8 protein-coding genes and 2 pseudogenes are annotated in these 8047 nt (G+C 38.5%); 2 read left to right on the forward strand and 8 right to left on the reverse strand.

Annotated elements, in window-relative coordinates:
- The 6 genes and pseudogenes from AOQ70_RS06425 to AOQ70_RS06445 form a co-directional block, all read right to left on the reverse strand.
- Positions 1 to 1141, reverse strand: a 1141-nt coding sequence (locus AOQ70_RS06425; protein ID WP_059375269.1) for a PTS ascorbate transporter subunit IIC, incomplete at its 3' end; no start/stop codon positions are given.
- A gap of 25 nt (positions 1142 to 1166) precedes the next feature.
- Positions 1167 to 1433 carry a PTS sugar transporter subunit IIB gene (locus tag AOQ70_RS06430; protein WP_039179043.1) on the reverse strand — a complete coding sequence of 89 codons (267 nt, stop codon included), beginning with the start codon at positions 1431 to 1433 and terminating at the stop codon, positions 1167 to 1169.
- A gap of 15 nt (positions 1434 to 1448) precedes the next feature.
- Positions 1449 to 3521, reverse strand: a complete 2073-nt coding sequence (locus AOQ70_RS06435) for a BglG family transcription antiterminator (protein WP_269433582.1) — start codon at positions 3519 to 3521, stop codon at positions 1449 to 1451.
- Between the two features lie 274 nt (positions 3522 to 3795).
- Positions 3796 to 4236, reverse strand: a complete 441-nt coding sequence (locus AOQ70_RS06440) for a hypothetical protein (RefSeq protein WP_059375275.1) — start codon at positions 4234 to 4236, stop codon at positions 3796 to 3798.
- 34 nt (positions 4237 to 4270) lie between these two features.
- A pseudogene (locus AOQ70_RS19900) lies at positions 4271 to 4432 on the reverse strand (T7SS effector LXG polymorphic toxin); the annotation flags it as partial.
- Between the two features lie 106 nt (positions 4433 to 4538).
- A complete protein-coding gene (locus AOQ70_RS06445; RefSeq protein ID WP_059375278.1) occupies positions 4539 to 5501 on the reverse strand; it encodes a helix-turn-helix transcriptional regulator in 963 nt (320 codons plus the stop codon).
- Positions 5502 to 5605: 104 nt separating this feature from the next.
- Here AOQ70_RS06445 and AOQ70_RS06450 point away from each other — a divergent pair, with 104 nt between their 5' ends.
- Positions 5606 to 6085 (forward strand): GyrI-like domain-containing protein, encoded by a 480-nt coding sequence (locus AOQ70_RS06450; protein ID WP_059375282.1) that lies wholly within the window; start codon positions 5606 to 5608, stop codon positions 6083 to 6085.
- 21 nt (positions 6086 to 6106) lie between these two features.
- The gene (locus AOQ70_RS06455) at positions 6107 to 6571 is read left to right on the forward strand and encodes a hypothetical protein (RefSeq protein ID WP_059375285.1); all 465 of its coding nucleotides are present in this window, start codon (positions 6107 to 6109) and stop codon (positions 6569 to 6571) included.
- A gap of 503 nt (positions 6572 to 7074) precedes the next feature.
- On the opposite strand, the gene AOQ70_RS06460 is transcribed toward AOQ70_RS06455, so the two are convergent.
- Entirely contained in the window at positions 7075 to 7392 is a 318-nt protein-coding gene (locus AOQ70_RS06460; protein ID WP_039179063.1) for a hypothetical protein, read from the reverse strand.
- Between the two features lie 374 nt (positions 7393 to 7766).
- Positions 7767 to 8047, reverse strand: a pseudogene (locus tag AOQ70_RS19905) (T7SS effector LXG polymorphic toxin); the annotation flags it as partial.

The following is an 8047-nucleotide window of genomic DNA, read 5'->3' on the forward strand; positions in this document are numbered from 1 at the left end:
AAAAGGAAAGAAGCAACCCATTTACAAAGGACCCAGCGACAGCACCTCTTACCCCTCCTGTTGCATTGCCATACACTCCTGCTGTAGCACCGCAAAAAAAGTGCGGGACAAGACCAGGGACAATGACAGTTAAACCAAACAAAGGTAAAAGAAAAATGGATACGATGCCTCCTGCAAAGCTGCATAAAAAACCAATAATGACCGCATTTGGCGCAAATGGAAAAACGGTTGGCGCATCAAGTGCCGGCTTTGCTCCCTTCACGAATCGATCGGCAATCCCCTTGAAAGCAGGCACGATCTCGCCAATGGCCATCCGTACCCCTGCTAAAATAATGTACACACCAGCAGCAAACGTAATCGCCTGAATGAGAATGAAGACAGCGAAGTTCGTGCCCCCGCTAATTTGTTCTATAAAAGGAATTCCTGCAAACGGTGCAATCGCAAAGAACAGCAAAGCCATCGTAATCGAAATGGCAACAGATGTATCTCTTAGAAAACCGAGTGATTTAGGCACTTGAATGGTTTCCGTTGATTTTTCTGGAGAACCAACCCATTTGCCGATCATTCCCGCAGTAAAATAACCGAAAGTACTGAAGTGTCCGAGCGCGAGATCATTGCTTCCGGTGACTTTCCTCGTAAACGGCTGAAGGATTGCGGGTGCAATGACCATAGCTGCCCCTAATATCATTGAACCAGTTGAGATGAGCAGCCACCCGTGCATGCCGGCTGTTGAGAGAACGACGGCGAGCATAGCCGCCATATACAACGTATGATGCCCAGTCAAAAAGACGTATTTAAAGGGTGTGAATCTTGCAAGTAACAAATTGACCAGCATGCCAAAAATCATAATGAGTGCTGTCTGTGTACCGAATTCTTTTTGAGCAATGGCGGCCATAGCATCTGTATTTGGCACAACCCCTTGAATGTGAAAGGCTGCTTCAAACATCTTTCGAAAAACCCCGAGTGAATCCGAAACCACTGTAGCGCCCGCCCCTAATATTAAAAAGCCCATGGTTGTTTTCAAGGTGCCTGACACAGTATCTGCGGCTGATTTTTTCTGCAAAAGTAAACCGGCTAGAGCAAATAAACCGATAAGAATGGCAGGTGTGCCCAATATATCGTTCATGATCAGTTCTATCATGATGTGAATCCCCCTTTTTCATGACTTAAATGTGTTGACGAAGGACGTCCTTAATGGCTTTCTGGTCTAACAAATTATTTAAGCCAGCCACATTTCTTGTGCCGTCATTCAGCTGGTCAATAATATCAGCTGCGCCGATATAAAGATCTGCTTGTTCATTTTTACTTGTACTGAGATCGGTATGATCCACTTCAGCTTTAAGACCTAATTCTTCTAATGCTTTTTTGACATTCATTTCTACAATAAAGCTGCTCCCTAACCCGTTTCCACATACAACAAGAATTTTTTTCATTCTCTTTTTCCCCCTTTATACTTGTGAAAATTGATCAATTAATTCTTGAACCGATGCTAAATCTTCTGCTTCAATCAATTGTTTCGTCCGTTTCTCTTCACTTAACAGCATGGTCAGCTGTTTGAGTGCTTTCAAGTGGCTCATGCTGTCAATAGCGGCTAACACAATGACGAGCCGCACCTGCTTTTTGCCATCCTTTGAAAACGAAATGGGCTGTTTGAATGACATGAGTGTCATGCTCAATTTGTTCACGCCATCCTCGGGCCTTGCATGTGGAATGGCCACTTGTGGTGCAATCACAATATAAGGACCATTTTGATGAACAGACTGAATCATGGCTTCTACATAACTTGTTTCAATGGCATTTTGGTCAAGTAAAGGCTGCGCCGCTTTAGTAATCGCCTCTTGCCATGTGTCTGCTGTTTGGTGGAGCTTAATGGTTTGTTCTGTTAATAAATCGTTTAACACTGGGTTCCACCCTTTCTGATAGGATACATATGTGGGATGAAGCAGCTCCTGAATGTCATGCAGCAGTGCTTGTTTGTTTTGTACGATGGTATGCTGCTGAATGATGTTGAATAAAGCGTTTACATACTGCTCGTCAACCATCGTTTCTAAGCCTTTCCCGTATTGAAGTAATGTTTTTTTCTCATAGGCAGTTAAAATAGGATGAACGAGATGAACTGGTTTTCCTTTAAACGAAATAGGTGTTGTGGACACAACGAAATCTGCATCAACGGCTGCTAATTCTTCATATGCACGCTTTGATAACAGCCCTCGTACTTCGATGTAGCCGATTAATTCGAGGAGCTGAGTTTTCAGCATGTAACTTGTGCCGATTCCTTCTCCGCAGACAATGTATACAGAACGCTTAACAATGGATGAAATTCCTTCCCTTCTCATCCAGCTGCCAAAATGCATGGCGAGATATGCAACTTCATGGTCACTCAACTTTGAACAGGCCGCCTTTTCTAAATGGCAGGCAACTTTTTGAGTGATTTCAAATACTTCTGGCTGTGCTTTTTTTATAGACTCCGTCAGTTCGTTGATTATACCAATGTGATAGATGAGCCTGTAATAAGCTGGAATTAAATGCATGGTTAAGTTTTGCTCCAATGCTTTTGGTTCTTGAAAGGAAATACAAGCATATCGCTGAAAGTCAAATATCATTTGTCTGGCGATGGTGCGAATGAGATGTTCTTCTGGTTTTTTAATTGATGGAAGTTTTTGCTTTTTTGCACTGAGCCATAGGGTGCTAAGAAAATAGATCTCATCATCATGAACAATGAGACTGGCCTCTTTTTGAATCTTCGCCATGAAACGAATAGCCGCCAAGCATTCCTCTGTTTCCTGCAATGTTCGCTTTTCTTCGTTTGAAATGTGTACAGCATGCCCTAGCTTCATCCGCTTGAAGTAGAAAAAGAGATCCAAAGAGAGCTGATCCAGCATCTCATCTGCAAATTCAAGCTTAAGTTCTTGTTCTGACTGCTGGAGGAGATGGTGTACCCGTTTGGACGAAATAGGTCCCTTTAACCAAAATGACGGAAACGTTTTTTCGTTTTTTATCATTGTGCGAATGAAATGTATATAAGGTTTGAGTGCCAATCGAATGGCCCTTTCGTCTCCTGAAATCACATAGCCGCTTGCTGCCTGATAGCGGAGTGTGATCTCCTGCTTTGAAAGCGCCTCTTTTAGCTGTTTCATATCCTCGAGCAATGTATTTCGGCTCACCTTTGTCATCTTCATGAAATCATCAATTCTTAGGCAATGCTCGCTGCATGCTATGGATAAAAGCAAGATAGCCCTTCGTTCCTTTTTACATGGTTCATAATCGTGACCAACAAGAATGGTGTCAGCTTTTTGAATAATGATTTCTTTTTCCAGAGGATTTAAATAATAGCCAAGTTGACCTTTTCGCTGCACACCGCTAAGCTGATGAGTTTCCAGCCAGCTGTTCATTCGTTTGATTTCAGCGTAAACGGTTCGAGTCGAGACTTTCATCCGATTCTGTAAATCTTCTATTGATAGATAAGATGTCGTGTGAAGCAGCATAGATAGTAAAGTCGTGCCCCTTTTGGTTAAGTACAGTTGGAATTCCTCCTTTCTTCTCTTTGCTTATAAGTCTAATCAACTCACATGCATCAAAGAAGTCCAAATGTCTTCAGCACGTGCTGTGCAGCGATTGTGTGTTCTTTTCATAAGAAAAACACACAATTTGAGTGTGCTTTCAGGCAAAGAGTCCTTTGTCTTTTTTTAAGTGTTTGAGGACCAATAAACACAAAAAACCTTGAATGATATAAAGCCAGTCAAGGTTTTTTCACTTCTTATCATCTTTTATTTTTCCTATACGTGACGTTTAAAATTATTTTTTGTTTAAACTAAATCCGAAATCCAAATCGTTTTCAAATGAAATACAAATACACCAATCACCTTTTAATGATATAAAGTAGTGGTGCTGTGGGATATCTAAAAAATAGACTAATAGCTCTTCTAAATGTTTTAATTCAAACTGATACCCAAACTCTGTAAGGTTATCCCCTATGTAAATCACTTGTAAGTGATTAGCTAAATATTTGTCTTTTAATTCAGTTATAAATAGAAGAGCATCAGGAAGTAACGATTCATTATTTGAGCTCTTACTATAATGTTTATTTGTTTGTAACCAATCTATTTTTGAACCAGCAAAATCAAATTTTTGTTCTATTAAATCTAAATAAATTTCGGGATTTTTATGTACTTTGACACTTTTAAGAAGGTCTTTTAATTCCAAATCCTTTATTAGTTCTTCATCATAAGAAATCAATAAAATTAACCCCTTTATCTAAAATGTATTTAACTGCCTTCTTGTCAAAATTCATAGGAATCGCTGTTCCATCATTTGTCGCATTCATCATTTCGGCTTACAATGCCATTGTAGTTTGCTGCTCTGTCTCTAACAAAGAATATTCACCTTTTAAATTTTGATCGAGTTTTATTAAATCTTTAACCGTTTTCTTCCGCAGCTGAGATCTACAGAAGATGGAAGTAAGATTGGTGGTTCATTGAGATTTGATTCGAAATACGACTCAGCTTCATGTATCTAATATGAGGTCTAACCAGCATTGATTATGGACAATATAGGAGTAGTCTCTCTTGTAAACTTTCCAAGATTTCTACAGGCATTTCCCGGACCTTGATATCATCGCCTAGGAAAAATAGCCAATTTGTTATTTCGGTTATTTCTTCTGAATGATTAACATTGATAAAAGTTTTTAAAATGGCTGTAGTTTGGTAAGGATTCGTATAAGAAATTGACATTTTGAAAGGATGGTATTTTTTGAACTGTGCAATTGCCTTTGGACCAAGTTCAAGGACAAGGTTGATTACTTCCTCCTGCTTACTTAGTTTTTCTAAAATCTTTTTCCTGCTTAATCTATTTTTTGTAGAGCATGGTTTTACATCTGTGAGATTGTCGACAGGCAGAATCCGTTTCTTCTCTTCCTTTACATCAAAGCATTCAATCAACCACAGGCTTTTTTCACGATAAAGGTTCAAAAGGTAAATAGGATAGGACTTGATCACTTTCTCCTCTCTCATGGTAATCAGTAAATATCGATCCAAAATAAGCAATTGGATTAATTTTTCTAACATGGGGTGAGGGAGATCGGACAAATCAAGCAGATCAGGATTATTCGGGTTGGCCCCTTCAAATAGCATGAGGCGATTTAACAGAACAAGGTCATCTTGCTGGGTTTCAGAGATGAGTCCTAGTAATTTTTCAGCTAAAGACTGGCGACTCTTTAAATAAGGGAGTTGTTGGTTTCTCGTGGCCATAAAGGCAATAAAAAGAGCTTTAATCTCATTATCGGTAAAACGGACAGTTGGCAGGACAGAATTGTTCATTACAAAATATCCTCCGTCCCTTCCTACTTCTGCGACAAGTGGCATCCCCATAGCTTCAATTTCTCTGATGTCTCTAATTGCTGTCGAACGAGAGATATGAAATTCTCTCATGATTTCAGTAATTGTAAAGTTGGAGCGGTTGTTAATATACCGCATGATGGTATTAATCCGTTCAACTTTTTTCATCTGGTCCTCCTAAACAGTATCATTTTTTGACATGGTTTAAGCCTATTATATATTTATCAAGTGAAAAAAACATTTGATCAATTCACCAAAAGGAAGTGTTGAATATGGCAGAGTATATACTAGAAGAAAAAGACAGCTTTCACGTGTTAGGTATTGGAACTGAACTTAAGAGTCATTACACAGACTATGCGGGCATAACGAAGGAAAAAGCAGACTTTTGGCAAGCAGTCAACCAAGAAGGTAAGCTTGACAGCTTAAAAGCCATTGCCACAAATGACTATATTTTTATCGTAAACGAATCGGTAAATAACAAGCTGATGCATTATGTAGGGGTTATGACAGAGGAATCGTTACCAGAAGCGGACAGAGTAATTCAATTTCCTAAAGGGGAATATCTAATCGTTAAAGGGGAAGCTAAAACCGCTGATGAATTGCATCAAACGCTTACTGGTATTGCATTTGGTCAAGTCTTGCCTGAAGCAAAGAATTTTGCCTATGTTGGTGGACCAAATGCAGTGGTAGAAATGGGACAGCGAAACGACTTATTACTTGGTGAGATGTGGATTCCTGTTGTACGGAAATAACAAGGATATGGAGGGATAGAAATGGCTTATATCGTTGATTTTAAACATGTGTCTACGATTGGTTTAGAGTCTTCACCTGTAGCAGAAGCACTTGCTGGCTTACGAGCGAATGAGGCTCGTTACTTTATGAACAAATATAAGCATGAATTTACAGTATTACCTGCCAGCGATAGTCAGGAGACCCTTGATTATGTAAACCGAGTGTTAAAAGAAGAACGTGAACTAGAGTTTGCAGCCAAACCTTTAGAAACGGCAAGTTTTCAAGTGGAAAATATCAAATGGACCTACGTCTTTTATGAGGATGGTCTTTCAATTAACGTCCTGTATACAGTGGATGACCCGAAAAAACGTGCTGTTGGTTTTAAGCTTTCTGAAGGGATGGAAGTACCAAAGGAATTAGAAGGAAAATTTAAATTTGCTAGGCAGAAGTCTAAACTAGCTGGAACGATTCGTGGGTCATTCTTTAAAATCAAAGGGGAATATTGAGTTGAGAAACCCTTTCTTCACTCGAATTTGTGAAACTAATTGAACAAATAAATTAAAATAATTTCCACCTTCTAAACAGAGCAGCATTCTCTATGCATTATTAGAGGATGTTTTTCTGTTTATTGTACCAACCTTATTTTCTTATGAAGAAGTTCGCCGTCAAAGCGATTAGTCTGCTATTTCACTGTTTAACATCTATACTTTTTTCAGATCTATATTCAAAGAAAATGAGGTGAAGTATCCCTCATTAAAAAACACTCACCATAAAAGCTGTGAGTGCCTAGTTTTGCTTGTCTCTATCATACGATGACCCACTCAGGAAAAAAGATCCCCATTTTATCGGTATGAAGGCCAATAAACACAAAAACCTTGAAAGGCATATAGCCAGTCAAGGTATGATAACAATAACATTATATTTAGAAGTATCAACTACTTCACCTACTGATTTATCTGAGAGAATATCATATTTGTTTTATATTTCTTTCTAATACAATAAGGCTATTTTAAAGTAACTCCACTCCAACTTGTTTATAAAATTTAACTTTTAGCCTCTCTTCTTCGCCCACGTTCATTACCATAGCTTTGTCATCTTTTTTTATACTTGTTACATTATTAAAATCACCTGTAAATACTATAGAATCATTAAATGTAATACTTAGACTACTCGTTTGCTTATATACATCTAAAGTTAAAATCACCTTGAAATTTTGGTCATCTTTGTAAGTATAAATTAATTCTCCATCATCTATATTGCCTGTTATACTCACCGGCTCACTTTGAAAAAGTTCTAATAGATCATATTCATCATACTTGATAAACATTCGTATTCATCCTTTTATTAATTATTTTGGTATAACTGTGATAACATCGCCTGCTTCATTTATAATTACTTTGACATCCCGAGTTTCATGAACAAACGTTCCACTTCTATTACCAGGTATTTTTTTGTATTCATTATAGCGTCTTCAATAACTGAAGGTGGAATATTTCTTGGATCAACATATTTTTTGATGAAATCACTAAATTCTTTTGTTTGTGGTTTAAATCCTAATTCTTCAGCTTTTTTAATTGCTCTACTTGTTAAAGTAGCTTTTACTTCAGGAGTATCAGGTGCCATTCTTTCCAAAGCATGGTGAGAATACATTCTTCCATTTATTTTCCCTCCGCCTTTTGACATATTCCAACCAATTTCACCCGTACCCTTAACCCCCATTTTACCATGAAACCCTTTCGCTCCAAACGGCAAAAGCATTCCAAGCGCCGCATTCATACTCGCTTCCTGCTGTTCTTTCGAGACCTTATTTCCAAACATATCGCGGCCTGTGATTGCTTCGCTGAAGCCGTTGGTCGCGGTGAGACCATATAAACCTTTTTGAGATGTTTTCAGGGCGTCAAAGGATTTTTGTGATGTCTTGTAGATGTCGACTGCTCTGACTGCGGCTGATGTGGCTTGGGTGTTTTATAGACAGCCTTTCC

Source organism: Bacillus sp. AM 13(2015) (genome assembly GCF_001518755.1).
GTDB lineage: Bacteria > Bacillota > Bacilli > Bacillales > Bacillaceae > Bacillus > Bacillus safensis.

Coding starts and splice junctions, on each gene's coding strand:
- AOQ70_RS06460 (WP_039179063.1), bottom strand. CDS start 7,392: ATGTTTATCAAGTATGATGAATATGATCTATTAGAACTTTTTCAAAGT.
- AOQ70_RS06450 (WP_059375282.1), top strand. CDS start 5,606: ATGGCAGAGTATATACTAGAAGAAAAAGACAGCTTTCACGTGTTAGGT.
- AOQ70_RS06430 (WP_039179043.1), bottom strand. CDS start 1,433: ATGAAAAAAATTCTTGTTGTATGTGGAAACGGGTTAGGGAGCAGCTTT.
- AOQ70_RS06455 (WP_059375285.1), top strand. CDS start 6,107: ATGGCTTATATCGTTGATTTTAAACATGTGTCTACGATTGGTTTAGAG.
- AOQ70_RS06445 (WP_059375278.1), bottom strand. CDS start 5,501: ATGAAAAAAGTTGAACGGATTAATACCATCATGCGGTATATTAACAAC.